The organism is Pseudomonas sp. PKS, from assembly GCF_051913525.1.
Lineage (GTDB): Bacteria > Pseudomonadota > Gammaproteobacteria > Pseudomonadales > Pseudomonadaceae > Aquipseudomonas > Aquipseudomonas guariconensis_D.
The window spans coordinates 1-26,946 of record NZ_JBEGDO010000004.1; the positions used below are offsets into that span (position 1 = coordinate 1).

The 26,946-nt window shown below is 63.0% G+C and carries 22 protein-coding genes; 18 read left to right on the plus strand and 4 right to left on the minus strand.

Annotation, left to right across the window (positions count from 1 at the left end):
* On the plus strand, positions 1-192 hold a 192-nt coding region (locus ABOA88_RS05610; RefSeq protein ID WP_440127973.1), incomplete at its 5' end, for an IS3 family transposase.
* 682 nt (positions 193-874) lie between these two features.
* On the opposite strand, the gene ABOA88_RS05615 is transcribed toward ABOA88_RS05610, so the two are convergent.
* On the minus strand, positions 875-1,435 hold the full coding sequence (locus ABOA88_RS05615) for a response regulator transcription factor (protein ID WP_070093026.1): 561 nt from the start codon (positions 1,433-1,435) through the stop codon (positions 875-877).
* The gene (locus tag ABOA88_RS05620; RefSeq protein ID WP_196169627.1) at positions 1,432-2,691 is read right to left on the minus strand and encodes an ATP-binding protein; all 1,260 of its coding nucleotides are present in this window, start codon (positions 2,689-2,691) and stop codon (positions 1,432-1,434) included. Before ABOA88_RS05620 ends, ABOA88_RS05615 begins: the two co-directional genes overlap by 4 nt.
* Positions 2,692-2,889: 198 nt before the next feature.
* Between ABOA88_RS05620 and ABOA88_RS05625 the strand changes: the two genes are divergently transcribed.
* The 13 genes from ABOA88_RS05625 (at position 2,890) to ABOA88_RS05685 (ending at position 18,679) form a co-directional block, all read left to right on the plus strand.
* Positions 2,890-3,606, plus strand: a complete 717-nt coding sequence (locus ABOA88_RS05625; protein ID WP_043208170.1) for an SIMPL domain-containing protein — start codon at positions 2,890-2,892, stop codon at positions 3,604-3,606.
* A gap of 333 nt (positions 3,607-3,939) precedes the next feature.
* Entirely contained in the window at positions 3,940-5,565 is a 1,626-nt protein-coding gene (locus ABOA88_RS05630) for an ABC transporter substrate-binding protein (RefSeq protein ID WP_196169628.1), read from the plus strand.
* 162 nt (positions 5,566-5,727) lie between these two features.
* Entirely contained in the window at positions 5,728-7,320 is a 1,593-nt protein-coding gene (locus ABOA88_RS05635; RefSeq protein ID WP_367851398.1) for an ABC transporter substrate-binding protein, read from the plus strand.
* 203 nt (positions 7,321-7,523) lie between these two features.
* Complete coding sequence (locus ABOA88_RS05640; RefSeq protein WP_367851397.1) at positions 7,524-8,900, plus strand: OprD family porin; 1,377 nt, start codon at positions 7,524-7,526, stop codon at positions 8,898-8,900.
* 66 nt (positions 8,901-8,966) lie between these two features.
* Entirely contained in the window at positions 8,967-10,562 is a 1,596-nt protein-coding gene (locus tag ABOA88_RS05645; RefSeq protein WP_196169631.1) for an ABC transporter substrate-binding protein, read from the plus strand.
* Positions 10,563-10,640: 78 nt separating this feature from the next.
* Positions 10,641-11,651, plus strand: a complete 1,011-nt coding sequence (locus ABOA88_RS05650; protein WP_367851396.1) for an ABC transporter permease subunit — start codon at positions 10,641-10,643, stop codon at positions 11,649-11,651.
* Positions 11,652-11,661: 10 nt separating this feature from the next.
* On the plus strand, positions 11,662-12,588 hold the full coding sequence (locus tag ABOA88_RS05655; RefSeq protein WP_367851395.1) for an ABC transporter permease subunit: 927 nt from the start codon (positions 11,662-11,664) through the stop codon (positions 12,586-12,588).
* A gap of 10 nt (positions 12,589-12,598) precedes the next feature.
* The gene (locus ABOA88_RS05660; protein WP_196169633.1) at positions 12,599-13,567 is read left to right on the plus strand and encodes an ABC transporter ATP-binding protein; all 969 of its coding nucleotides are present in this window, start codon (positions 12,599-12,601) and stop codon (positions 13,565-13,567) included.
* On the plus strand, positions 13,567-14,535 hold the full coding sequence (locus ABOA88_RS05665) for a peptide ABC transporter ATP-binding protein (protein WP_196169634.1): 969 nt from the start codon (positions 13,567-13,569) through the stop codon (positions 14,533-14,535). Before ABOA88_RS05660 ends, ABOA88_RS05665 begins: the two co-directional genes overlap by 1 nt.
* 352 nt (positions 14,536-14,887) lie before the next feature.
* Positions 14,888-15,697, plus strand: coding sequence for an AraC family transcriptional regulator (locus ABOA88_RS05670; protein ID WP_196169635.1), 810 nt, complete (start codon positions 14,888-14,890; stop codon positions 15,695-15,697).
* 64 nt (positions 15,698-15,761) lie between these two features.
* Positions 15,762-17,168 (plus strand): NAD(P)/FAD-dependent oxidoreductase, encoded by a 1,407-nt coding sequence (locus ABOA88_RS05675; RefSeq protein WP_367851394.1) that lies wholly within the window; start codon positions 15,762-15,764, stop codon positions 17,166-17,168.
* 33 nt (positions 17,169-17,201) lie between these two features.
* Positions 17,202-17,543, plus strand: a complete 342-nt coding sequence (locus ABOA88_RS05680) for a cupin domain-containing protein (RefSeq protein ID WP_043208147.1) — start codon at positions 17,202-17,204, stop codon at positions 17,541-17,543.
* Between the two features lie 56 nt (positions 17,544-17,599).
* Positions 17,600-18,679, plus strand: a complete 1,080-nt coding sequence (locus ABOA88_RS05685) for a polyamine ABC transporter substrate-binding protein (protein ID WP_196169638.1) — start codon at positions 17,600-17,602, stop codon at positions 18,677-18,679.
* 83 nt (positions 18,680-18,762) lie between these two features.
* Here ABOA88_RS05685 and ABOA88_RS05690 read toward each other — a convergent pair whose 3' ends face one another.
* Positions 18,763-20,346: a peptide chain release factor 3 gene (locus tag ABOA88_RS05690; protein ID WP_043208143.1), complete on the minus strand. Its 1,584-nt coding sequence runs from the start codon at positions 20,344-20,346 to the stop codon at positions 18,763-18,765.
* 568 nt (positions 20,347-20,914) lie between these two features.
* Between ABOA88_RS05690 and ABOA88_RS05695 the strand changes: the two genes are divergently transcribed.
* Genes ABOA88_RS05695 through ABOA88_RS05710 form a run of 4 tightly spaced genes read left to right on the plus strand, consistent with a single transcriptional unit; the run spans position 20,915 to position 24,360 of the window.
* Positions 20,915-21,628: an ABC transporter permease gene (locus ABOA88_RS05695; protein ID WP_367851393.1), complete on the plus strand. Its 714-nt coding sequence runs from the start codon at positions 20,915-20,917 to the stop codon at positions 21,626-21,628.
* A gap of 13 nt (positions 21,629-21,641) precedes the next feature.
* On the plus strand, positions 21,642-22,553 hold the full coding sequence (locus ABOA88_RS05700) for a glycine betaine ABC transporter substrate-binding protein (protein ID WP_196169640.1): 912 nt from the start codon (positions 21,642-21,644) through the stop codon (positions 22,551-22,553).
* Positions 22,550-23,203, plus strand: a complete 654-nt coding sequence (locus tag ABOA88_RS05705) for an ABC transporter permease (protein WP_196169641.1) — start codon at positions 22,550-22,552, stop codon at positions 23,201-23,203. Before ABOA88_RS05700 ends, ABOA88_RS05705 begins: the two co-directional genes overlap by 4 nt.
* Positions 23,200-24,360, plus strand: coding sequence for an osmoprotectant ABC transporter ATP-binding protein OsmV (locus ABOA88_RS05710; RefSeq protein ID WP_367851392.1), 1,161 nt, complete (start codon positions 23,200-23,202; stop codon positions 24,358-24,360). The genes ABOA88_RS05705 and ABOA88_RS05710 overlap by 4 nt, the downstream gene beginning before the upstream one ends.
* Positions 24,361-24,444: 84 nt before the next feature.
* On the opposite strand, the gene ABOA88_RS05715 is transcribed toward ABOA88_RS05710, so the two are convergent.
* Positions 24,445-26,871, minus strand: a complete 2,427-nt coding sequence (locus ABOA88_RS05715; protein ID WP_367851391.1) for a TonB-dependent siderophore receptor — start codon at positions 26,869-26,871, stop codon at positions 24,445-24,447.
* Positions 26,872-26,946 lie beyond the last annotated feature (75 nt).

Here is a 26,946-nt window from a genome sequence, read left to right on the forward strand (position 1 = left end):
AATGCAGTGGCAGAAAGCTTTTTCGCCACCCTGAAGAGAGAGGAAGCCCGCGGGGTCTACCCGAACAAGAGACAAGCTTATGTATCGATTGCCGGCTATATCCACGGGTTCTACAACAGTTGTCGACTGCATTCAGCGCTGGGCTACCGCTCACCGAACGACTACGCGAAAAGGCTAAAGCGGACGATTTGAAAAACGGCTTCTTGGCGTCCGCTGTCGGGGAACAGGCCCAGCAAAAGCCGCTGGCTCCCACATCCGGCCCCTGCGCTGCGCTCCGGGGTTCCCTCGCTGCGGTGTCTTGCGGGGCTCCGCGGCCTCCGGCTGGCTGCGCCAGCCTCCATCTCGCGTCCTCGGCTACCGCCGAAGGGCGCTGCGCGCCTGCCCCTACAGACACCTCCACTCGGCCTTCTGAGGTCGCGATGGGTGGTGTCTGAACCGACGCGCATCAAAAGCAACGGCAAACAAGTTAATTGTTTGGGTGTTTGTTACCCGCGAAGAGACCAAAAGCTCACCACAAAAACCACTGAATGAAACAACGCCAGTCCAGGCGCCGCCCGTAACTTGCGCCCCATCAGCAGGCCGAGCGGAGGTGTCTGTAGGGGCAGGCGCGTAGCGCCCTTCGGCGTAGCCGAAGTCGCGAGATGGAGGCTGGCGCAGCCAGCCGGAGGCCGCGAGGCCCCGTAAGACACCGCAGCGAGGGGACCCGGTGCGAAGCGCCGGGCCGGATGCAGGGGCGCGCGGCTTTTGGTTACTTTTGGCCAAGACCAAAAGTGACCCGCCGTAAAGGCGGAAAGGTGACTAACCGTCGCCAAATCAAACGGATAAGCCCACAAACCTCAAAACCCACAACCCACAACCCACAAACCACAAAGCCTCACCGCCGCACAGGCCGCTTCTGCAACTTACGCTGCAACGTGCGCCGATGCATCCCAAGGGCCCGCGCCGTCGCGGATATGTTCCCATCATGCTCGGCCAACACCCGCTGGATATGCTCCCACTGCAGGCGATCCACCGACATCGGGTTCTCCGGCACCAGCGAATCGAGGTCCGCATGCTCAGACAACAGCGCCGCCAACACATCATCAGCGTCCGCCGGCTTGCACAGGTAGTTGCAGGCACCGCGCTTGATAGCCTCAACCGCAGTGGCGATGCTCGAATAGCCCGTCAGGATCAACACCCGCATCTCCGGGTCCAGCTCCAGCAGCTTGGGCAGCAGCGCTAGCCCGGAATCGCCGTCCATCTTGAGGTCCAGGGTCGCGTAATCAGGCACGTCCTGCTTGGCCAGCACCAACCCCTCCTCGGCAGAGGAGGCCGTGCTCACACGGAAACCGCGGCGGCTCATGGCCCGCGCCATTACGCGGGTGAAGGTGGCGTCGTCGTCCACCAGCAACAAGTGCGGCAGCTCTTCGCCTTCGACCAGGTTTTCTTCGCTCATCGTTCATCTCCTCGCTTGCCATGGGGCAGGCGCAGCTCGGTGAGGGTGCCGCCCTGTTCATGACTATAGAGTTTCACCGAGCCGCCAGCACGGGTCACGCTGGCCTTGCTCAGGAAAAGGCCCAGGCCGAAACCTTTGCCTTTGGTGGTAAAGAAGGGTTTGCCGATCGCCTCGGCGATGGCGACGGGAACGCCAGGGCCGTGATCGCGGATCGTGATGATGATGTCCTGGGCGTTCCAGTCCAGGCGCACTTCCAGATCCTCGGGGCAGGCGTCGGCGGCGTTGTTAAGCAGATTGAGCAGGGCCTGGGTCAGGTCCGGGGGGGGCGTTAGGCGCGGAACCTGGCCATCGCGCAGGCGCTGGAAGCGGTAGGTCGCCTCCGGGCGCATCAGGTGCCAGCGGTTGAGCGCTTCATCCAGCCAGGCGGTCACCTCCTGCTCGACCACGCTCAGGCGACGGTTGGCTTCGGCGGCGCGGACCAGTTGCTGCAAGGTCTCCTTGCACAGCTTGACCTGGTCCTGAAGGATCTCCAGGTCTTCCTGCAATTGCGGGTCTGCGTGGTCCTGACGCATTTCATTGAGCAGCACGCTCATGGTCGCCAGAGGCGTGCCCAGTTCGTGGGCGGCGCCAGCGGCCTGGGTGGCCACGGCCAGCAGTTGCTCGTCTCGCAGGCTCTCCTCGCGGCGATCGGCGCGCAGTTTTTCCTGGCGACGAAGCTCCTCGGCCATGCGTGCGGCGAAGAACGTGATCACGCCGGCCGCCAAGGCAATGCTCAACCACATGCCATAGACCTGCATCTTCTCCCGCGCCATGGGCAGGGTCTCGAGCGGGTAGAACTGCACCAGCAACAGGCTATAGGCCACCAGCGCAATGCCGGACAGCACCAGCGAATAGATCCATGGCAAGGTCACCGCGGCGATCGCCAGCGGTACCAGGTAGTAGGAAACGAACGGGTTGGTCGAGCCGCCCGAGTAGTACAGCAGGGCACTGTGGATCAGCAGGTCACACGCCAGCTGCAGGGCGTACTCGAGTTCGGTGACCGGCAGCGACAGGCGCAGGCGCAGGGCGGTGAAAGCACACAGTAACGACGACAGGGCCAGGGTGATGGCCAGCGACAGCCAGGGCAGCGGGACCAGTTCGGTCCAGTAGGCCACGCCCACGGAGCCAGCCTGGGCAGCCAGGACCAGGATACGAATGAAGGTCAGACGCCAGAGGTTCTGGCGCGTAGCGGACAGCGGATGTGCGGCAGCGAGCATGAGCTCTCCTGATGAGTGCTCCAGGAAAATCGTCCGGAGTATACCGAAGCCGGGCGCCCCACTGCAGCGATGCGGCAAAGCGCCACACTTTGTCACAGGTTCATGATGGCATTTAGGAACCCACTACACTGTTCCCGGTCTGATGGGCCATGCGCGGGATGGACAATGCCCGCGCCTTCATTTGCCAAGGAGTCCTACATGCACATCCCCCGTCGTGGCACCGCGCTGATCCTGTCCTGTGGCCTGCTGGCCAGCCTGCCGGCGTTGGCGGACGATGCGCCGCGCTACAACCAGGTATCGCTGCGCGCCGAAGTCACCAAGGAAGTGGCGCGCGACCTGATGGTCGTAACCCTGTACAGCGAAGCCCAGAACAACGACCCGGGCAAGCTGGCCAAGGAAATCACCGAGACCATGAACAAGGCCGTGCAGCAGGCACGCCAGGTCAAGGACGTGAAGATCAGCCAGGGCAGCCGCAACAGCTACCCGGTCTATGACAGCAAAGGCCAGAAGATCACCGGCTGGCGCGAACGCGCCGAACTGCGCCTGGAAAGCGCCGACTTCCCGGCCCTGTCCAAGCTCACCGGGGAGCTGCTCCAAGACCTGAAAATGGGCGGCATGGACTTCTCCATCGCCCAAGCCACCCGCAAGAGCAACGAGGACGCCCTGCTCAAGGAGGCCGTCGACGCCTTCAAGGCACGCGCCCAATTGGCCACCGAAGCCCTCGGCGGCAAAGGCTACAAAGTGGTCAGCCTGAACCTCAACAGCAGCGGCTACCCACGCCCCTACCTGCGCAGCGCGCCGATGGCCATGAAGGCCATGGCAGCCGATGAAGCCGCTCCCGCGCCGGACATCGAAGCCGGTACCAGCGAAGTCAGCATGAACGCCGATGGCCTGATCGAAGTCCAGATGCCCTGATCGACCTCAGTGAACCGAAGCGGCGGGTGCAATGCCCGTCGCTTTGATGTGGTTTCTGGAACTGACAGTTCCAAAGTCTGATTCCTACAGCTCTCTAGCCGCTTTCTATTGACCTCAAAGATAAAAAACATCTGGCAAATTGCCTGCAAAAAACCAGCGCAAACGTTCAACTTTCCTGAAAATTACATGGATGCGACATCCATGTACGTTAGTCCCACAATTTTGACGTCAACTATCCCTCTGCCTGTTGCATTGGCAATCTACCCTGCATAAGTATCCGCAGGTCGGCTCACGAGGCCGCCTCAATCGAAAAATGACAACAATGAGGCCACCATGCTTAAACACGCAGTCATTCCGTTCCTGGTCGGCGCAGGCTTGCTCGCCGGCGCACCCTCCGCGCTTGCCGCGTCCAACCTGGTGTTCTGCTCCGAAGGCAGCCCCGCAGGCTTCGACCCGGGCCAATACACCACAGGAACCGACTTCGACGCCTCGGCCGAAACCGTCTTCAACCGCCTGACCCAGTTCGAGCGCGGCGGCACTGCCGTCATCCCGGGGCTGGCGACCAAGTGGGACGTCTCCGACGACGGCAAGACCTACACCTTCCACCTGCGCGAAGGCGTCAAGTTCCACACCACCGACTTCTTCAAGCCGACCCGCGAGTTCAACGCCGACGACGTGCTGTTCACCTTCAACCGCATGCTCGACAAGAACCATCCGTTCCGCAAAGCCTACCCCACCGAATTCCCCTACTTCACCGACATGGGCATGGACAAAAACATCGCCCGTCTCGAAAAGGTCGACGATCACACCGTACGCTTCACCCTCAACGAGGTGGACGCCGCCTTCATCCAGAACCTCGCCATGAGCTTCGCCTCGATCCAGTCCGCCGAGTACGCCGACCAACTGCTCAAGCAGGGCAAGGCAGCCGACATCAACCAAAAACCGATCGGCACCGGCCCGTTCGTGTTCAGCAAGTACCAGAAGGACGCCCAGATCCGTTTCAAGGGCAACAAGGACTACTGGAACCCCGATGACGTGAAGATCGACAACCTGATCTTCGCCATCAGCACCGACGCCTCGGTACGCATGCAGAAGCTCAAGAAGAACGAGTGCCAGGTCACCCTGTTCCCTCGCCCTGCCGACATCGAGCCGCTGAAGAAGGATCCGAAACTTCAGATGCCTGAACAGGCTGGCTTCAACCTCGGTTACATCGCCTACAACGTGATGGACAAGATCAAGGGCAGCAACGAAGCCAACCCTCTGTCTCAGCTGAAAGTCCGCCAGGCGCTGGACATGGCGGTGAACAAGCAGCAGATCATCGAATCGGTGTACCAGGGCGCAGGCCAACTGGCGGTCAACGCCATGCCGCCGACGCAGTGGTCTTACGACACCACCATCAAGGATGCCAAGTACGACCCGGAGAAAGCCAAGCAGTTGCTCAAGGAAGCCGGGGTCAAGGAAGGCACCGAGATCACCCTGTGGGCCATGCCCGTGCAGCGCCCCTACAACCCCAACGCCAAGCTGATGGCCGAGATGCTCCAGTCCGACTGGGCCAAGATCGGCATCAAGGCCAAGATCGTCAGCTACGAATGGGGCGAGTACATCAAGCGTTCCAAGGGCGGCGAGCAAGGCGCCATGCTGATCGGCTGGAGCGGCGACAACGGTGACCCCGACAACTGGCTGGGTACCCTCTACGGCTGCGATGCCATGGATGGGAACAACTTCTCCAAGTGGTGCTACAAGCCCTACGACGACCTGATCAAGCAGGCCAAGGCCACTTCCGACCAGGCCAAGCGCACCGAGCTGTATCAAAAAGCGCAGCACATCCTCAAGGAGCAGGTGCCGATCACGCCGATCGCTCACTCCACCGTCTATCAACCGATGAGCGACAAGGTGAAGGGCTTCAAGATCAGCCCGTTCGCCCTGAACTCCTTCTACGGCGTCAGCGTGGAGAAATAGGGCCAGCCCCTGTGCCGTGGGCCTGAGCGCCCACGGTGACATCCCGCGCCAAGAGCGCCTCCCAGAACCAAGCGCCCTCCCGATGCCACCCGCAGCGGGATCGGATTCTTGTTGCCGCGATTCCTACAAGGTTACGGCACGACAGATGCAAAAGGACTAGCCATGCGCCCCATCACCCTCCTCGGCCCCCTGCTCGGCCTCGGCCTGATGACCCAGGCCACCGACCTGCTCGCCAAGAACCTGGTGTTCTGCTCCGAAGGCAGCCCGGCCGGCTTCGACACCGCCCAGTACACCAGCGCCACTGATAACGATGCCGCCGAGCCGATCTACAACCGCCTGGTCGAATTCGAGCGAGGCGGCACCGCCGTGCATCCAGCACTGGCGACCCGCTGGGAGGTCTCCGAGGATGGCTTGCGCTACACCTTCCACCTGCGCGAAGGCGTGAAGTTCCATGGCAACAAGGGCTTCACACCAAGCCGTGACTTCAACGCCGACGATGTGCTGTTCACCTTCAATCGCATGCTCGACAAGCAGCACCCCTTCCGCAAGGCCTACCCCACCGAGTTCCCCTACTTCGTCAGCATGGGCCTGGACAAGAACATCGCCAAGGTCGACAAGACCGGCCCGCTGACCGTGGTGTTCACCCTCAACAGTGTCGATGCCGCGTTCATCCAGAACCTCGCCATGAGCTTCGCCTCGATCCTCTCCGCCGAGTACGCCGACCACCTGCTGGCCGAAGGTCGCGCCAGCGACATCAACCAAAAGCCGATCGGCACCGGACCGTTCGTGTTCCAGCGTTACCAGAAGGATTCGCAGATTCGCTACAAGGGCAACCCGGCCTATTGGGCGCCGGAGCAGGTCAAGCTCGACAACCTGGTGTTCTCCATCAACATCGACCCTTCGGTACGCATCCAGAAACTACGTCGCAACGAATGCCAGGTCACCTTGCACCCACGCCCCGCCGACCTTCCAGCGATCAAGGCCGACAGCAAGCTGAGCGTGCTGCAGAAGCCGGGCTTCAACCTCGGCTATATCGCCTACAACACCCAGCATCCGCCCTTTGATCGCCTCGAGGTGCGCCAGGCCATGGACATGGCCGTGAACAAGCAGGCGATCATCCAGGCCGTGTACCAGGACTCCGGCCAGCCGGCGGTCAACGCCATGCCGCCGACCCAGTGGTCCTATGACGAAACCATCAAGGACGCAGGTTTCAACCCCGCCAAGGCCCGCGAACAGCTCAAGGCCGCCGGCGTCAAGGAAGGCACCGAAGTGACCCTGTGGGCCATGCCGGTACAGCGGCCCTACAACCCCAATGCCAAGCTGATGGCCGAGATGCTCCAGGCCGACTGGGCCAAGGTCGGCATCAAGGCCAGGATCGTCAGTTACGAATGGGGTGAATACCTCAAGCGCATGAAAAACGGCGAGCACGACATCGCCCTGATCGGTTGGACCGGCGACAACGGCGACCCGGACAACTGGCTGGGGACCCTGTACAGCTGCGATGCCATCGGCAGCAACAACTATTCCCTGTGGTGCGACCGTGAGTACGACACGCTGGTCAAGCAGGCCAAGCAGGTCACCGACCGCGAACAGCGCACCCGGCTCTATCAGCAAGCCCAGCAACGTCTCAAGCAACAGGTGCCGATCACCCCGGTGGCCCACTCCACGGTCAACCAGCCGATCAGCGCCAAGGTCAAGGACTTTCGCGTCAGCCCCTTTGGACGCAACGACTTTTCCGGTGTGAGTGTTGACTGATTAGCCCATCTCTTCGCGAGTAAACCCGCTCCCGCACTGATCACCGCCCCTGCGGCAGCGGATTTACCCATGAAGAGACCGGCACCGCCAGCACAACGCCCCCGACTCTGCCCGGCGATCCCGCGGCACCCCTGGCAACACCGCAGCAAAACCCCCAGCCCACAAGGCGCGGGAATAACTAGAAATAGAAAGGGAGCTTCACCTTGAGACGTACAACCTTTACCGCACTGGCCCTGTCGTTAGGCGCATTGTCCGCCACAGCCCAGGCCGACCCCGTCAGCCAGGACTTCGTCCCGGTCACCCTCAAATCCAGCAGCGAACAGGCCGAGGCCACAGGCTTTCTCGAAGGCCAGAGCCTGACCGGCAGCACGCGCAACTGGTACGCCCGTGAACGCGCCACCCGCGCACCGCTGTTCAAGTACTACAAGAGCGACGGGACTCAGCGCCGAACTCACAGCCGTGACAACTGGGTGCAGGGCACCATCCTGAACTACAGCTCAGGCTTCACCCAAGGCACCGTGGGCTTCGCCGTCGAAGCCGCCGGCTACAACGCCATCGCCCTTGAGCGTGGCCGCGCTGCGGTGGCCGGTCCGAACAACCGCACGCTGACCCACAGCGATGGCGACGTGATCGGCCAGTGGAGCAAGATGGGCTTGGGCAACGTCAAGGCGCGTGTCTCCAACAGCACCCTTACCGTGGGCCGCCAGTCGGTGGACACGCCGATGATCTCCTACATCGGCAACCGCGCGTTGCCGTCGAGCTTCCAGGGTGCGTTCCTGCACAGCGCCGAATTCGACAACCTGTCGTTCGACCTGGGCACCTTCGACCGCGTCTCGCCCCGTACCGAGCAGAGCCTGAGCAAGTTTCGCAGCGAGTATGGCAATGGCGTCGAAACCGACCGTGCCAGCACCGCCGGCGTCAACTACCAGCCGTTCAAGAGCCTCTCCACCAGCCTCTACGCCACCAAGGTCGACGACTTCTGGAACCAGTACTATTTCGGCGCCAACCACGTGCTGGGCGACAGCGCGGTGCTGAGCCTGACCACAGGCCTGAACTACTACAAGACCGTGGATACCGGCAGCAAGAAGATGGGCGAGATCGACAACGACACCTACAGCCTGTCGTTCGGCCTCACCCACCAGGCCCACACGCTCAGCGCCTCCTGGCAGCAGGTCAACGGCAACGAGTACTTCGACTACTTGCACGAAACCAACGGCATCTACCTGGCCAACTCGCTGCTGTCGGACTTCAACGGCCCCAACGAGAAGTCCCTGCAGATCTCCTACGTGCTGAACATGGCCCCCTATGGCGTGCCTGGCTTGAAGTTCAACGTCTACAACGCCCGCGGCTGGGGTATCGACGGCACCCACTACCGGGGCGATGCCTACGACGTCAAAGGCATGGATGGCGAGACCCACTATGAGTGGGGCATCGGCACCAGCTACGCCGTGCAGAGCGGTCCGCTGAAAGACACCAGCATCCGCGCCACCTACACCGCGCACCGCGCCAGCAAGGCCCAGGCCGACGGTAGCCTGGACGAGCTGCGTGTCGTCACCACCATTCCGTTCAACATTCTCTGACCCAAACGCTCGGCCCGCCTTGTGCGGGCCGAAGCGCTACGCTGGAACAATCTGCAGGGAGGTTCCATGACATCGCTACCACTACGTGCCGCCTTGGCGGCCGTCCTTCTGGGCGCCGCGACCCAGCTCGCGGCCAAGCCGTTGGTGGTGTGCACCGAGGCGAGCCCGGAAGGCTTCGACATCGTCCAGTACACCACTGCGGTCACCGCCGACGCCTCGGCCGAGGCGCTCTTCAACCGCCTGGTCGACTTCAAGCCCGGTACCACCGATATCCAGCCGGCGCTGGCCAAAAGCTGGGACATCAGCCAGGACGGGCTGACCTACACCTTCCACCTGCGCGAAGGCGTCAAGTTCCACACCACCCCGTACTTCAAACCCACCCGCGACTTCAACGCCGATGACGTGCTGTGGAGCCTCAATCGCCAGCTCGACCCGAACCATCCCTGGCACGACAAGACCAGCGTTGGCTACCCCTACTTCGAGAGCATGGCCTTCAAGGGCTTGCTCAAGTCGGTAAGCAAGACCGACGACCACACCGTGGTGATCACCCTGACCCGCCCGGAAGCCCCCTTCCTGCGCGACATGGCCATGGCCTTCACCTCGATCTACTCCGCCGAGTACGGCGACCAGTTGCTCAAGGCCGGCAAGACCGGCGAGCTCAACAGCAAGCCGATCGGCACCGGGCCGTTCATCTTCCAGCGCTACAACAAGGACGCCCAAGTTCGCTACAAGCCCAATCCGGACTACTTCCGTGGCAAGCCACCGGCAGACGCGCTGATCTTCGCCATCGCCACCGACAGCAACGTGCGCCTGCAAAAGCTGCGCGCCAATGAGTGCCAGATCGCCCTGTATCCAAAGCCGGACGACGTGCCGGCGATCAAGGCCGACCCGAAACTCAAGGTTGCCGAGATCGAGGCGCTGGTGACGGGCTACATCGCCATGAACACGGAACACAAGTACTTGAATGACGTACGCGTGCGCAAAGCCCTCAACATGGCCTTCGACCGCCAGCATCACATCGACCAGCTGTTCGGCAAAGGCAACGCGACCGAGGCGGTCAATCCGTACCCGCACACCATGCTGGGCAACAACGTGATGATCCAGAATCCGCCACGCGACCTCGACAAGGCCCGGGCGCTGTTGAAGGAGGCCGGCGTTCCGCAAGGGACCGTGATGACCCTCTTCACCCGTAATGGCGGCGGGCCAACCAACCCCAACCCACGGCTGTCCGCCGAGATGCTCCAGGCGGACCTGGCCCAGATCGGCATCAAGCTGGACATCCGGGTGATGGAATGGGCCGAAATGCTGCGCCGTGCCAAAGCCGGTGAAGCCGACCTGGTGTCTGCCGGCTGGGCCAGCGACAACGGTGACCCGGACAACTTCCTCGGCCCGCTGCTCAGCTGCGAAGCCGCGAAGAACGGCGAGAACTACGCCCGCTGGTGCAACACGACGTTCCAGGATCTGATCACCCGCGCACGCACGATCACCAAGGACGAGGAGCGCGGATGGGTCTATGCCGAGGCCATGAGGGTGTACGATGACGATCAACCCTGGATCAACATGGCCCATCCCAAGATGTTCACCGCCATGCGTGACAACGTGGAGGGTTACGTGATCAACCCTCTGACCAACAACAACTTCGCCACCACCAAGGTGAAGTAACACAACAACAACGACCGCCGGCGACCCACACGGGAACCGGCGGCACCGCCTGACCGGCTTAATGAGGTACACCCGACGATGTTGAGTTTTATTGCCCGGCGCCTCGGCTTGCTGATTCCGACCTTCTTCGGCATCACCCTGCTGACCTTCGCGCTCATACGCCTGATCCCCGGCGACCCGGTGGAAGTAATGATGGGCGAGCGCAGGGTCGACCCTGAAATGCACGCCCAGGCCATGGAGCGCCTGGGCCTGAACAAACCACTGCCGGTCCAGTACCTGGACTACATCGGCAAGCTGGCCCAGGGCGACCTGGGCGAGTCCCTACGCACGCGCGAGAGCGTGTGGAACGAATTTCTCACCCTGTTCCCCGCCACCCTCGAACTGGCCTTCGCCGCCTTGCTGTTCGCTGGCATCGTCGGCCTGTTGGCCGGGGTGATCGCCGCGCTCAAGCGCGGCTCGCTGTTCGACCACGGGGTCATGGGCGTCTCGCTGGCCGGCTACTCCATGCCGATCTTCTGGTGGGGCCTGATCTTGATCATGTTCTTCTCGGTGAGTCTGGGCTGGACGCCGGTCTCCGGGCGTATCGACCTGCTCTACGACATCGAGCCGAAAACCGGCTTCATGTTGATCGACACACTGCTCAGCGAAGAGGAAGGCGCGTTCAAGGACGCCGTCATGCACCTGATCCTGCCGGCCATCGTGCTGGGCACCATCCCCCTGGCAGTGATCGCCCGCATGACCCGCTCCTCCATGCTCGAAGTCCTGCGCGAAGACTACATTCGCACCGCCCGCGCCAAGGGCCTGTCGCCCGCCCGCGTGGTGTTCATCCACGGCCTGCGCAACGCGCTGATCCCGGTGCTGACAGTATTCGGCCTGCAGGTCGGCACCTTGCTCGCCGGTGCCGTGCTCACCGAAACCATCTTCTCCTGGCCGGGCATCGGCAAGTGGCTGATCGAAGCCATCGGCGCCCGTGACTACCCCGTGGTCCAGAACGGCATCCTGCTCATCGCCTGCCTGGTGATCCTGGTCAACTTCGTCGTGGACATCCTCTACGGCCTGGCCAACCCACGCATCCGTCATCAGCGCTGAGGCCCAAGCCATGACTAGCCCTATTCCAAAATCCGTCACACCGGCCAGCCCAGTGGACCAGAGCCTGCTCTACCCCTCCCCGTACAAAGAGTTCTGGCAGGCCTTCTCGCGCAATAAAGGCGCCGTGGCCGGCCTTGCCTTCATATGCCTGATCGTGTTCTGCGCGCTGTTCGCCCCCTGGATCGCGCCGCACAACCCGAGCGAGCAATACCGCGACTTCCTGCTCACCCCGCCGGTGTGGCTCGAAGGTGGCACCTGGCAGTTCATCCTCGGCACCGACGAGCTCGGTCGCGACCTGCTCTCGCGCTTGATCCAGGGTGCGCGACTGTCGCTGCTGATCGGCCTGTCGTCAGTGGTGATGTCGCTGATCCCCGGCATCCTGCTGGGCCTGCTGGCCGGGTTCTTCCCGCAGTTCCTCGGCCCTTCGATCATGCGCCTGATGGACGTGATGCTGGCCCTGCCGTCGCTGCTGCTGGCCGTGGCCATCGTCGCCATCCTCGGCCCTGGCCTGATCAACACCGTGATCGCCATCGCCATCGTCTCGCTGCCCTCCTACGTACGCCTGACCCGCGCCGCGGTGATGGGCGAGCTGAACCGCGACTACGTCACCGCCGCACGTCTGGCCGGTGCAGGCCTGCCGCGCCTGATGTTCGTCACCGTGCTGCCTAACTGCATGGCGCCGCTGATCGTGCAGGCCACCTTGAGCTTCTCCTCGGCGATCCTCGACGCCGCCGCCCTGGGTTTCCTGGGCCTGGGCGTGCAGCCGCCGACGCCCGAATGGGGCACCATGCTGGCCTCGGCCCGTGACTATATCGAACGCGCCTGGTGGGTGGTGAGCCTGCCGGGCCTGACGATCCTGCTCAGTGTGTTGGCAATCAACCTGATGGGCGACGGCCTGCGCGATGCGCTGGACCCGAAACTCAAGAACGCCGCCTGAGGAGAACGCCATGTCACTGTTGCAGATCAACAACCTGAACGTGCGCTTCGGCGACGCCAACGCCGTCCCCGTAGTGGACGGCCTGGACCTTGCGGTGGACGCCGGCGAGATCCTCGCCATCGTCGGCGAGTCCGGCTCCGGCAAGTCGGTGACCATGATGGCCCTGATGGGCCTGATCGACGCCCCCGGGCGCATCACCGCCGACGTGCTCAATTTCGACGGCACCGACATGCTCAAGCTGAGCGGCCGGCAACGGCGCAAGGTCGTGGGCAAGGACATCGCCATGGTCTTCCAGGACCCGATGACCGCCCTGAATCCCAGCTACACCGTGGGCTATCAGATCGAGGAAGTCCTGCGCCAGCACCTGGGTCTGAAGGGCAAGGCTGCCCGACAGCGGGCCCTGGAGCTGCTCAAGAAAGTCGAGATCCCGGCCGCCGAAAGCCGCCTGGACGCCTACCCCCACCAGCTCTCCGGCGGCATGAGCCAACGTGTGGCAATCGCCATGGCGATTGCCGGTGAACCCAAGCTGCTGATTGCCGACGAACCGACCACAGCGCTGGATGTGACCATCCAGGCACAGATCATGGAGCTGCTGGTGAACCTGCAGAAAGAGCGCAACATGGCGCTCATTCTCATCACCCACGACCTGGCCGTGGTGGCCGAGACCGCCAAGCGCGTGTGCGTGATGTATGCCGGCCAGGCCGTGGAAGTGGGACAGGTGCCGGAACTGTTCGACCTCCCCGCCCACCCCTACAGCGAAGCCTTGCTGGCTGCCATCCCCGAGCACAGCATCGGGGCCGAGCGCCTGGCCACCCTGCCAGGCATCGTGCCCGGGCGTTACGACCGGCCCAAGGGCTGCCTGCTGTCACCGCGCTGCCCCTACGTGCAGGACAACTGCCGCCAGCAGCGTCCGCCTCTCGATCCCCAGGCCCATAGCCTGGTGCGTTGCTTCTATCCGCTGAACCAGGAGGTGGCGTGATGACCGTCGTCCTATCCGCCCGTGAACTGACCCGCCATTACGAAGTCTCCCGCGGCCTGTTCAAGGGCCATGCGCTGGTGCGCGCCCTCAATGGCGTGTCGTTCGAACTGGAGGCCGGCAAGACCCTGGCCGTGGTCGGCGAATCCGGCTGCGGCAAGTCCACCCTGGCCCGAGCCCTGACGCTGATCGAGGAGCCGTCCTCCGGCTCCCTGCAGATCGCCGGAACGGAGGTCAAAGGCGCCAGCAAGGCCGAGCGCAAGCAACTGCGCCGCGACGTGCAGATGGTCTTCCAGAGCCCTTACGCCTCGCTCAACCCGCGACAGAAGATCGGTGACCAACTCGCAGAACCGCTGCTGATCAACACCTCGTTGAGCAAGACCGAGCGCCGCGAGAAAGTGCAGAAAATGATGGAGCAGGTCGGCCTGCGTCCGGAGCACTACCAGCGCTATCCGCACATGTTTTCTGGCGGCCAGCGCCAGCGCATCGCCCTGGCCCGGGCGATGATGCTGCAGCCGAAAGTGCTGGTGGCCGACGAGCCGACGTCGGCACTCGACGTGTCGATCCAGGCGCAGGTGCTGAACCTGTTCATGGACCTGCAGAAGGAGTTCAACACCGCCTACGTGTTCATCTCCCACAACCTGGCGGTAGTGCGACACGTGGCCGACCAGGTGCTGGTGATGTACCTGGGTCGCCCGGCGGAGATGGGGCCCAAGGAGGATATCTACGAGAAACCCCTGCACCCCTACACTCAGGCGCTGCTGTCGGCGACCCCGGCGATTCACCCCGATCCGCTCAAGCCGAAGATCCGCATCGCCGGTGAGCTGCCCAACCCACTCAATCCACCGGCAGGCTGTGCATTCCACAAGCGTTGCCCGTATGCCACCGAGCGCTGCGCCAAGGAAATACCAGCGTTGAGGCAGGTGAGTACGCGGCAAGTGGCCTGCCACTATGCCGAGCAGTTTCTCTAGATCGGTTTAGACCCTGTTCGCGGGTAAACCCGCCTCAAAAGGATTCCCGCTTCCCCTGTGGGAGCGGGTTACCCGCGAACAGGCCGCACAGTGGCCCTGTGCCTCAATGCATGAAGAACCAGATCAAGATGATCACCGGGATCGGCACCCCAATCATCCAAAGCAGTATCGAGCGCATGGCCTTTCTCCCATTCGTTGGTGAAAAGACAGCTGCAGCGCCCATGCCAGTCTCACTGAAAAATCACCCTCAGTGGAATCAACGGCTTAGCCGACAAGCCGCTCGGCAATACCGTGCAATATGCCGGATCCGTGGCCTTGCGCCAGGGTGTTCTGCAATGCACTATCAGTGTCCATGACCGCCACTACCCTCCCCGACGGCCCCGAGCAAACCCCGCTCACCGCCGACACCGTGCTGCGCTACCACCTGTGCTGGAAGCACCGCGACCTCGACGGCGTGATGGCGCTGTACCACCCTGACATCCAGTACCACGACTTCTTCCAGAACCGCGTGCTCGGCATCGATGAGCTGCGCGACTACGTTCGTGCCTCACTGCCCCACCAGGCCGGCGAAGACATCGTGCACAGCGACCGCATCCGCGTGGACGGCTGCACAGCGTTCATCCAGTACGAAGTCACAGTCCAGGGCGGAGAGGGATTGGTGGCGTTCCAGGCCAGCGAGGCGATCACCGTCAAGGATGGGCTGATCTGGCGCATCAACGAATACGCTACCTTGGTACGTCGTGATGCCCAAGGCGCCAGCCGCACCAACCCGCGTCCGGCCACCAGCCGCCTGGGCCTGTCACCGCGCCAGCTCTCCACCATGGCCCAGGACCTGGAGCACTACTTTCAGCGACAGCGCCCCTACCTTAACCCGGAGCTGGACCTGCAACAGGTCGCCGACCACAGCGGCTACAGCCGCAATCAGATTTCCTACCTGCTCAACCAGGTGCTGGGCCAAAGCTTCTACCGTTACGTCAACCAGGCCCGCCTGCAGCACCTGCTGGCCAGCCTCGATGCCCAGCACGCCACTACCCCGGTCGACGACCTGGCTTTTGCCGCGGGTTTCAATTCGCTGTCGGCGTTCTACAAGTGCTTCCGCGAACACACCGGTTTGTCGCCCAAGGCCTATGTGAAGCAGATTTCCCTGCGTGCACGCACGTAAGACAACCCTCCCCACACGCCACTAGGATCGCCCACAGACCTTTACGGATGTGGAGCCGAACCCGATGCAAGCCTGGCGTACGATCAGCCTTTGGATGGACCAGCTCGAGGAGCCACTCTGCGCCCGCCCTGCCCTGGGCCAGGACCTGGAGGTGGACGTGTGCATCATCGGCGCCGGCTACACAGGCCTGTGGACTGCCTACTACCTCAAGCGCCAGGCGCCACAACTGAACATCGCGGTGATCGATGCCAATATCGCAGGTTACGGCGCCTCGGGCCGTAATGGCGGCTGGCTGATGGGCAACCTGCTTGGCGAGGACCGGATGCTCGCCACCCTCTCGCCCCAGCAACGCCGCGCCAGTACCGACCTGCTGCATGGCATCCCCGACGAGGTCCACAGCGTCCTGCAACGCGAAGGCATCGACTGCGACTACCGCAAAGGCGGCGTGCTCTATTGCGCCGCCCGTTACCCGGAGCAGGAACGCAGTCTGCGCGCCTACCTGGATGACCTCTATCGCCAAGGCATGAATGAAGACGACTACCGCTGGCTGGGGCCCGAGGCGTTGAATGGCCAGTTGCGGGTGAGCAATGCCTATGGCGCGATCTTCAGCCCGCATGTCGCAACGCTCCAGCCGGCCAAGCTCGTGCGCGGCCTGGCCCGTGCGGTCGAACGTCTGGGCGTACCGATCTACGAGAACACCCCGGCCATCGACTGGCGAACCGGCGAGGTACGTACGCCCCAGGCGACGATCCGCAGCCAGTGGATCGTGCCAGCCGTGGAAGGCTACGCCGCCAGCCTGCCGCCCCTGGGCCGGCATCAGTTGCCCGTGCAGAGCCTGCTGGTGGCCACCGAACCCCTGCCGGAATCGACCTGGGCACAGATCGGCCTGAACCAGGGCCAGGCCTTCAGCGAGGGCAGCCGCCAAGTCACCTATGGCCAACGCACCGCCGACAACCGCCTGGTGTTCGGTGCCCGTGGCGGCTACCGCTTCGGCGGCCGGCTGCGGGAAGACTTCAGCCTCACCGACAGCGAGATCGCCCTGCGCCGCTACCTGTTCGGCGACCTGTTCCCGCAGCTCAAGGACGTGCGCATCACCCATTCCTGGGGCGGCAACCTGGGCATGGCCCGGCGCTTCCACCCGCACATGCTGTGCGATCGCCAGCGCGGCATCGCGTTGTCGGGCGGCTATGGCGGCGAAGGCGTCGGCGCCACCAACCTGGGCGGACGCACCCTGGCCGCGTTGATACTCGGCCAGCACAACGCCCTGACCGCACAGCCTTGGGTGTACGACAACCGCCCGCTGTCGGGCCTGGCCAGCTGGCCGCCCGAGCCCTGCCGCTGGCTGGGCTACAACGCGATCATCCGAAGCTTCGTGTACGAGGACCAGACCCTCGCCCAGCCCGGCAGCCCCCCTTGGCGAAGGCGCCTGGCCCGCACGCTTGCCGACTTCATGGAAGGTTTCATGCGCTGATTCAACCCAAACCACCACACAGGATCCAAGGTCATGAGCATCACCCAGTTCAAGCACACGGGCAGCGTCACCCTGGAAAGCACCAGTCCTGTCGCCGTTCCTCTCGGCGAGCCGGTCGCGGTCACCTCCGTGACCTGCGTCGAACGCAACGACGGCGTCGAAACCGGCATCTGGGAGTGCACCCCGGGGCGCTGGCGGCGGCAGATCGTGCAGCAGGAGTTCTGCCATTTCATCAAGGGCCGCTGCACCTTCACCCCCGACGGTGGCGAGCCCTTGCTCATCGAAGCCGGCGACGCCCTGATGCTGCCGGCCAACAGCACCGGCACCTGGGATATCCAGGAAACAGTGCGCAAGACCTACGTTCTGATTTTCTGATCCGACGATCGCCTGCCGCCCTTCGATAACAACAAGCACAGCAAGGTATACCGGACATGCGCACCCTCCTGCTCGCCCCTCTGATGCTCGCCACCTGCGTGGCCAACGCCGCCGACTCGGTGAAGATCTACAACTGGTCCAGCTACATCGCCCCTGACACCCTCAAGCAGTTCCAGCAGGCCACCGGCATCAAGCCGACCTATGACGTGTTCGACAGCAACGAGACCCTCGACGGCAAGCTGATGACGGGCAACTCCGGCTACGACGTGGTGTTCCCCTCCAACCACTTCATGGCCCGGCAGATCCAGGGCAAAGCCCTCAAGCCGCTGGACAAGAGCCAGTTGCCCAACTGGCACAACCTCAACCCGGTGCTGCTCAAGGCGCTGGAGGTGAACGACCCGGGCAACCGCTATGGCTTCCCCTACCTCTGGGGCAGCACCGGCATTGGCTACAACATCGACAAGGTCAAGGCAGTACTGGGCGACAATGCGCCGGTGGACTCCTGGGACCTGATCTTCAAGCCCGAGAACATTTCCAAACTCAAAAGCTGCGGCGTTGCCGTGCTGGACAACGGCCCGGAACTGCTGCCGATCGCCCTGCACTACCTGGGCCTGCCGCACCACAGCCAGAACCCGGCCGATTACGACAAAGCCAAGGCGCTGTTGATGCAGGTGCGGCCGTACATCAGCTACTTCCACTCATCCAAGTACACCGGCGACCTGGCCAATGGCGATATCTGCGTGGTGGTAGGTTTCTCGGGGGATGTGCTGCAGGCGAAGAACCGCGCCGAAGAGGCGAACAATGGGGTGAAGGTGGGCTACTCGATACCCAAGGAAGGGGCGCCGCTGTGGTTCGACATGGTCGCCATGCCCGCCGACGCACCGGACGAAAAAGCCGGCTACGCCTACATGAACTACCTGTTGCAGCCAGAGGTGATGGCCAATATCAGCGACTATGTGCAGTACGCCAACGGCAACTTGAAGGCAGACAGCCTGGTGGACCCGAAGCTCAAGGCCAACAGCATGATCTACCCGAGTGACGAGGTGCTGGGCAAGCTGTATGCCCTGGAGGCGATGCCGGCGAAGATCGACCGCATTCGTACACGGATCTGGACCAGCATCAAAGCAGGCAACTGACAGTCGTCAGCTGTGAAGCGGCAAGCGGCAAGAAAAGCGGAGCCCGTTCAGGCTCGCGCTGCTTGTAGCTTGCCGCTGCTCTGTTAGTGGTGCTCGCGAGTGGCGCGGAACTTGATGTCCGGCCAGCGCTCTTCCATCAATGACAGGTTCACCCGGGTCGGCGCCAGGTAGGTCAGGTGACCGCCACCGTCGATGGCCAGGTTCTCCATGGCCTTGTTCTGGAATTCCTCGAGCTTCTTCTTGTCGTCGCAGCTGATCCAGCGCGCCGACCAGACGGTGATGGGCTCGTAGGCACATTCGACCTTGTACTCTTCCTTCAGGCGGCTGGCGACCACATCGAACTGCAGCACACCCACGGCGCCGAGGATGATGTCGTTGCTGCGCTCGGGGAAGAACACCTGGGTCGCGCCTTCTTCGGCCAGCTGTTGCAGGCCCTGGCGCAATTGCTTGGACTTGAGCGGGTCCTTCAGGCGCACGCGGCGGAAGAGTTCCGGGGCGAAGTGTGGAATACCCGTGAAGCCCAGCGCCTCGCCTTCGGTGAAGGTGTCGCCGATCTGGATGGTGCCATGGTTATGCAAGCCGATGATGTCGCCGGCATAAGCCTCTTCGAGCTGTTCACGTTCGGAGGAGAAGAACGTCAGCGCATCGCCGATGCGCAGGTCCTTGCCCAGGCGCACGTGGCGCATCTTCATGCCTTTTTCGTACTTGCCCGAGCAGATCCGCATGAAGGCGATGCGGTCGCGGTGTTTCGGGTCCATGTTCGCCTGGATCTTGAACACGAAGCCGGTGAACTTCTCTTCCACAGGCTCGACGGTACGCTCGTGCGCCACGCGGCCCAGCGGACGCGGTGCCCAATCGACAACTGCATCGAGCACATGGTCGACACCGAAGTTGCCAAGGGCGGTACCGAAGAACACAGGGGTCAGCTGACCGTTGATGAACTCGTCCTGGTTGAACTCATGGCAGGCGCCCTGCACCAGTTCCAGCTGCTCGACGAACGAATCGTACTGGTCGCCCAGGTGCGCACGGGCCTCGTCGGAGTCCAGCTTCTGGATGATCTTGGCTTCGGTGCGCTCATGGCCGTGGCCCGGGGTATAGACGACGATGTAGTCGCCGGTGAGGTGGTACACACCCTTGAAATCACGGTAGCAACCGATCGGCCAGGTGATCGGCGCAGCCTTGATCTTCAGGACCGCCTCGATCTCGTCGAGCAGTTCGATCGGGTCACGGATGTCGCGGTCGAGTTTGTTGATGAAGCTGACGATCGGCGTGTCGCGCAGGCGGCAGACATCCATCAGGGCGATGGTCCGCGGCTCTACACCTTTACCGCCGTCGAGCACCATCAGTGCCGAGTCGACCGCGGTCAGGGTGCGGTAGGTATCTTCGGAGAAGTCCTCGTGGCCGGGGGTGTCGAGCAGGTTGATCATGTGCTCGCGGTAGGGGAACTGCATCACCGAGGTGGTGATGGAGATGCCGCGCTGCTTCTCCATTTCCATCCAGTCGGAGGTGGCGTGGCGGTCGGACTTGCGCGACTTCACGGTACCGGCGACGGCAATGGCCTTGCCCATCAGCAGGAGCTTCTCGGTGATGGTGGTCTTACCAGCGTCGGGGTGGGAAATGATGGCGAAAGTGCGGCGCTTCGCGACTTCGGCGGCCTGGTTGGTCATGGGAAATCGCCTGACTTGGGATCAAAAAGGGGCAATATCATACCTGAAGTCGGAGCAGGGCCAAAACCCGCCTGAGGCCATTGGGCATCAGCTTTGAATCTTGCGAGTCGCCGGTGCCTCAGAGAGCCTTCAAGCGTGACCGGTGCATACCCAGGCATACGCGCTAAAAGCTCAAGTGTTCCGCCGAGAGCCTCGACATAAAGCGAATAACCAAGAAAATTGCCCAGCCCTAGTCGCCTTACGGCAAACCGCCGAATAGCAGGTACTTCAACGCCCTCACGTACTATCCACGATTTTTTATCGCGTGATTTTTCCGCCAAGCCAGTGATTAACACTGGCCAAACGCCTCCTCAGATGGGAACCTTTAACGCCACGGAGACGTCCACTCCCCTGCAACCCGCCTCGGTTCAGGGCGTGTTTCATCTGCATTTCGGGCCCGACGGGGTTCGGCTCATGGCGTGACCGCCTGTCTTCAGTACGTCACGCTGCTACTCGCGACCACACTGCCTGGCGCCAGGTATGGCGCCCGCCACGGGAGTGTGTTCGCCGACTGAAAAGGAGTCCGCCTGTGGCTGAACGCTATGGCAAAGGGCTGTTGGGATGGGCCGCCGTGCTCGTCATCCTGGCCCTGCTGGTCCACTGGATCGGCATCGATACCTTCGCGCGTTATCGCGAAGACCTTTGGTTCTACCTGCAAGCGCACCTGGTGCTGGTACTGGCTTCGATGGCGGCGTCGTTGGCCGTGGGTATCCCCGCCGGCATTGCCTTGAGTCGACCGCACAGGGTCGACAAGGCCGAGCGCTTCATGCAGCTGTTCAACGTTGGCAACACCATCCCTCCCCTGGCCGTCCTGGCCATTGCCCTGAGTGTCCTGGGCATCGGCGCAGGCCCTGCGATCTTCGCCCTGTTCCTCGCCTCCCTCCTGCCCATCGTGCGCAACACCTACGAAGGCCTGAAGAACGTCCCCGCCTCGCTCAAGGAAGCCGCCACCGGCATCGGCATGACCGCGCGCCAGCAACTTTGGCAGGTAGAGCTGCCCAACGCTGTGCCGATCATCGTCGGCGGTGTGCGCGTGGCCCTGGCGCTGAACGTGGGCACCGCCCCCCTGGCCTTCCTGATCGGCGCCAACAGCCTGGGCAGCCTGATCTTCCCCGGCATCGCCCTGAACAACCAGCCGCAACTGCTGCTGGGCGCAGCCTGCACGGCCTTGCTGGCACTGGCGCTCGATGCCTTGGTGAGCCTTTCCAGCAAGCGCTGGCTGGAACGCGGCCTGACCCGATAAAAAGAGGGAACCGATGAACAAGAAAATCGCCTTGCTCCTGGGCGCGGCCATGCTGTTCGCAGGGCTCGCCCAGGCAGCGGAAAAACCGCTGATTCGCATCGGCGCGCGGGTCTTCACCGAACAGACCGTGCTCGCCGAAATCACCGCTCAATACCTGCGCGCCAACGGCTATACCGTGCGCGTCACCGAAGGCCTGGGCAGCAACCTTGCACGCCAGGCCCAGGAAACCGGCCAACTCGACCTGATGTGGGAATACACCGGGGTCTCGCTGGTCTCCTACAACCACATCGACGAGCGAATGCCCAGCGCCGAGGCCACCTACGCCAGGGTCAAGGCACTGGACGCCGAGAAGGGCCTGGTCTGGCTGACCCCATCGAAGTTCAGCAACACCTATGCCCTGGGCCTGCCCCAAGCCGTGGCCAAGGCCTACCCGCAGCTCAACACCATCAGTCAGTTGCAGCGAGTGCTGCGCGACGAGCGTGAGCGCAATCACCTGGTGGCACTGGACACCGAGTTCGCCAATCGCCCGGACGGCCTGGTGGGGCTGCGCGAGCTGTACGACCTGCCGCTCGACCGGCGCAACATTCGCCAGATGGACGGCGGCCTGGTCTATACCGCAATGCGCAATAACCAAGTCTTCGCCGGCCTGGTGTACACCACCGACGGGCGCCTGAACGCGTTCAACCTCAAGCTGCTCGAAGACGACAAGCACTACTTCCCTGACTACACCGCCGCCCCGGTGGTGCGCCAGCAGACGCTCGACGCCAACCCGCGACTGGCCGACCTGCTCAAGCCTCTGGCCGAGCTGCTCGACGACCAGACCATGCGCGCACTCAACGCCCAGGTCGATGTCGAGCACCAGAGCCCGGCGACCGTGGCTGCGGCATTCCTACGCGAGCACCCGATCAGCGAGGTACAGCCATGAACCTGCTCGATACGTTCACCCATCTGGACTGGGCCCAGGTCCTGCACCTGACCGGCCAGCACATCACCCTGGTGGGCGTGGCCGTGGGCCTGGCGATCTTGGTCGGCGTACCCTTGGGGGTCTTGATGACACGCTTCCCGTCCCTGGCAGGCCCCCTACAGGCCAGCGCCACGGTGCTGCTGACCGTCCCTTCGATTGCCCTGTTCGGCCTGCTGCTGCCGTTCTACTCCAAGTTCGGCCAGGGCCTGGGGCCATTGCCGGCGATCACGGCAGTATTCCTCTATTCGCTGCTGCCGATCATGCGCAACACCTACCTGGCCCTGACCAACGTCGAACCCGGCATCCGTGAAGCGGCGCGCGGCATCGGCATGACCTTCGGCCAGCGCCTGCGCATGGTCGAGTTGCCCATCGCGGTGCCGGTGATTCTTGCCGGCGTGCGCACCGCCGTGGTGATGAACATCGGCGTGATGACCATCGCCGCCACCATCGGCGCTGGCGGCCTGGGTGTGCTCATTCTCACCTCCATCAGCCGCAGCGACATGTCCATGCTGCTGGTCGGCGCCGTGCTGGTCAGCCTGCTGGCGATCATCGCCGACCTGCTTCTGCAAACCCTGCAACGTGCCCTGACTCCGGAAGGACTGCGCCCATGATCGAACTGAAGAACCTCAGCAAGACCTTCAACGTCAACGGCAAGGACGTCAAAGCCGTCGACGCGGTCAGCCTCACCGTCAACGAAGGCGAAATCTGCGTGTTCCTCGGCCCCTCGGGCTGCGGCAAGAGCACTACCCTGAAGATGATCAACCGCCTGATCACACCGACCAGCGGCCAGGTATTGATCAATGGCGAGGACACCAGCGCCCTGGATGAGGTGACCCTACGTCGCCACATTGGCTACGTGATCCAGCAAATCGGCCTGTTCCCCAACATGACCATCGAGGAAAACATCACGGTCGTACCGCGCTTGCTGGGCTGGGACAAGCAACGATGCCACGAGCGCGCCCGCGAGCTGATGCACATGATCAAGCTCGAACCCAAGCAGTACCTGCAGCGCTACCCGCGTGAACTTTCAGGTGGTCAGCAACAGCGGATCGGCGTGATCCGTGCCTTGGCCGCCGAAGCACCGGTGCTGCTGATGGATGAACCTTTCGGCGCGGTCGACCCGATCAACCGCGAGATGATCCAGAACGAGTTCTTCGAGATGCAACGGGCGCTGAACAAGACCGTGATCATGGTCAGCCATGACATCGACGAGGCAATCAAGCTAGGCGACAAAATCGCCATCTTCCGCGCCGGCAAACTGCTGCAGCTCGACCACCCGGACACCTTGCTGGCCCATCCGGTGGATGACTTCGTGAGCAATTTCGTCGGCCAGGACAGCACCTTGAAGCGACTGTTGCTGGTGCGTGCTGAGGATGCCGCAGACAACGCCCCGTGCCTGAGCCCCGAGACGACCGTGAGCGATGCCCTGGAGCTGATGGACGAGCATGACCGCCGCTACGTGGTGGTCACCGATGCGCAGAACCGGGCATTGGGCTACGTGCGCCGACGCGATCTGCATCGCCAGCAAGGGAGCTGTGGCGATTTCCTGCGACCGTTCAACGCCACCGCCGCCCACGATGAACACCTGCGCATCCTCCTGTCGCGGATGTATGAGTTCAATCGTGCATGGTTACCCGTGCTCGATGCCGAGCAGGTGTTCCTGGGCGAGGTGACCCAGGAGTCCATTGCGGCCTACCTGAGCTCGGGGCGTTCGCGTGGGGGCAAGACCAGTATCGTTTCGCCGGCCGAGGCGGCCGCCTCCCTCTAAGGAGCGCGGGTAAACTCCGCTCCCACAGCAAATAGCGTTGTACCAGTGGGAGCGGGTTTACCCTCGAATCAGGCACCACCGGTGTCAGAACCCTACACTGGCCTGCACATAGAAGGTGCGCGGTTCACCCACATAGAGCCCGGCGTTGTTGTCGCTGGAGCGGGTGTAGTACTGCTTGTCGAAGAGGTTCTTCACACCCGCCGCCAGCTTCAGGTTCGACAGCTGCGGCCCGAAGTCATACCCACCACGGGCATGCCAGGTGACATAGCCCGGAATATCGCCGAACCGTCCATCGGCACTCGGCTCGGTGATGTAGTTGCCGTTGAACTGGCCATTGGTAATCCCCGTGCCTGGCGAGCGCTGCTTGGACTGGGCATAAGCATCCAGATTCCAGGTCCAGCGGTTCATCTCGTAGCGCAGCCCCGCCGTGGCCACCTGGCGGGAGTAGAACGGCAGGTCACGGCCTTTGAAGCCAGGGATCTCGCCTTCGTAGGTGGCGCGGGTATAGGTGTAGCCTGCGTTGGCCGTCAGCCCTTGCAGGCGTGCATCCAACCCGGACAGGTCATAACGCACGGCGGCTTCGATGCCCTGGTGCTTGGTCGCCCCCAGGTTGGTCCAGCCCACCTCGTTGCTGATGTATTGCAGCTCGTCGTCGAAGTCGATGTAGAACGCGGTCAGCTCGCCCGCGAAATGGCCGTCGTCATAACGCGTGCCGATCTCGTAGGTCTTGGCCTTTTCCGGCTCCAGGCCATTGGCGGTACTGTCGCCTTTACCGCCCTGCCCAAGCTGGAAGTACTGCAGGCTGCCGAAGGAGGTCTCGTAGTTGGCGAACAGCTTCCAGGCATCGGACAGGTGATACATCACGCTCAATGCTGGCAGGGGTTCGTTGCTGGTGACGCTGCGGTTTTTCTCTGGGACGCGCTTGTAGTCTCCATCCAGGACCGGGCGGTCGCGCCAGTCGGTATTGATGTGCTCGAAGCGGATGCCGGGGGTGATGGTCCAGTTGCCCACGTCGATCTTGTCGTCGATGTAGTAGGCACTGGCTTCGGTGCCCCCGCTACGGTCCTGGATGACATGGCCGTCGGAACCCGGGGCCGGCGTCGGCACGTTGTCGATCAGCGCCAGCTGCGAAGACTGCTCGCGCATGGCTTCCTTCAGGTAGCGATAGCCGACGCTGACTTCCTGGGTGGTGGGGCCGGCGAAGAAGATCCGCGACAGGCGCGGCTCGATGGCGAAGGTGTGGTAATTGCGCGGGTATGACGACAGGGTCTTCATGGTGCGGTCGGCGATGGCGCTGCCGCGGAAACTGTCGGTGTAATAGGTCAGCACTTCGAACTGGGTGGCCTCGTCGAGCTGACGCTGCCACTTGAACGACACGTCCTTGCGACGGCCGGCGAAGTAGTCGTAGTCGCGCACCGACTGGAAGGGGTCATGGTTGAACTGCGCCTGGGTCAGGCCACCGGGCATGTCGGCCCGACCATCGTAGTAATGGAAGTTGAGCCAGAACTCGTCGCTGTCGGTGGGCGCCCAGTGGGTCTTGAGGATGACGTCGTCGATGTCATTGCCGTTGTTGCTGCTGCGGTAACCGTTGCCGTTCACGCCGGTATAGAGCAATGCCACGCCCATGCCGTTGTCGGCGGTGCCGCCGACGAACGCCGACTCGGTGTGTTTCCAGCCGCCATGGCGAGAGGTTTCCAACGTGGTGGACAACTCACCCGAGGCTTTCTCCGGAATGGCACGGGTCACGAAGTTGATCACCCCGCCGACGTTTTGCGGGCCATAGCGCACGGAGCCTGCGCCGCGGACCACATCGATGCTGTCGAGGTTGCCCGAGGAGATTGGCGCCATGGACAGCTGTGGCTGGCCATAGGGCGCGAAGGCGGCGGGAATGCCGTCGATCAACACCGTCGAGCGCGGCGACAGGCGCGATGTCAGGCCGCGCACCCCCACGTTGAGCGACAGGTCGCTGCCACCGGTGCCATTGGAATCCTGGACTTGCACACCGGGGATGCCGCGCAGCACGTCGCGTACGTTCATCGCGCCCTTTTCCACCATGGCCTCGCGACGTACCACGGTGCGCGCGCCGGGATGGCTCTGCACCACACTCTGCTGGGCATCCCCCAGCCAGTCGCCGACCACTTTGACGTCGGTGGGCGCCAGCTCAAGGCTGCCGGTGGTCAATACGCCTGCGCTCTCGGCCGGCTTGACCACCACGGTGCCCTGGGACAGCTCATAGGTCAGCCCACTGCCTTGCAACAATTGTTGCAGCGCCTGCTCCGGCGCAAGATTTCCCGAGACCGCCGGGGCCTGCTTGCCCGCCACCAGTTCAGGGCTGAAGAACAATTGCAGGTTGGTCTGTTGCCCCAACTGGCTCAAAGCCGAAGCCAGGGGCTGGGCCTGGATTTGGATCGTCGCCGGCGTTTGTTCGGCGTAGGCATTGGCCGTGGCGGCACTGATCGCCAGGGCCAGCGCGAGGGAAGGCAAACGCAGGAAGGGCTTGTTGTTGTTCACGTCGTCGAAGAATCCTGAAAGTCCGGATGAACGCCAACCACACGCAAATGGAAATGCTTGGCAGTTGCAGCTGGC